The sequence below is a fragment of the Paraburkholderia sp. RL18-085-BIA-A genome (genome assembly GCF_046027075.1).
Classification (GTDB): domain Bacteria; phylum Pseudomonadota; class Gammaproteobacteria; order Burkholderiales; family Burkholderiaceae; genus Paraburkholderia.
On sequence record NZ_JARESU010000617.1, the window covers coordinates 1 to 440 of the forward strand.

The 440-nt window shown below is 63.2% G+C and carries 1 protein-coding gene; it reads left to right on the forward strand.

Annotated features, from left to right (window positions below):
* On the forward strand, positions 1–440 hold a 440-nt coding region (locus tag P0D89_RS54105), incomplete at both ends, for an NIPSNAP family protein (RefSeq protein WP_408379846.1).

Below are 440 nucleotides of genomic sequence, written 5' to 3' on the forward strand. Positions count from 1 at the left end.
ATGGGTCGGGCGGAAGCCGCAACCACCGCGTGGTTCGCGATCAGATTCGGGCGATCGGAGTACGGCATCTTCGACGTGTTCGCAGACGATGCCGGCCGCGAGGCGCATCTGGCGGGGCCAGTTACACAAGCACTGTTGGATGCCGGCGGCAGCGTGTTTGCCGGGGCGCCGCTGATTCAGGAGTTCGACGTCCTGGCCGACAAGTTGCCTGCAACGTCATCGGGCGAGCCGGTCACGAAGGCGCTGCTCCTCACGTTCAAGGCAAAGGCGGGCCATGAATCACAGGTCGCGCAGTTCCTTCGCGACGCGCAAGCAGTGGTGGAGCGGGAACCCAAGACCGTTGCCTGGTTTGCCATCCGCCTTGACGACGGTCACTTCGGCATTTTTGACGTCTTCCCCGACAACGGCGGTAGGTTTGCACACCTGACGGGTCATGTTCC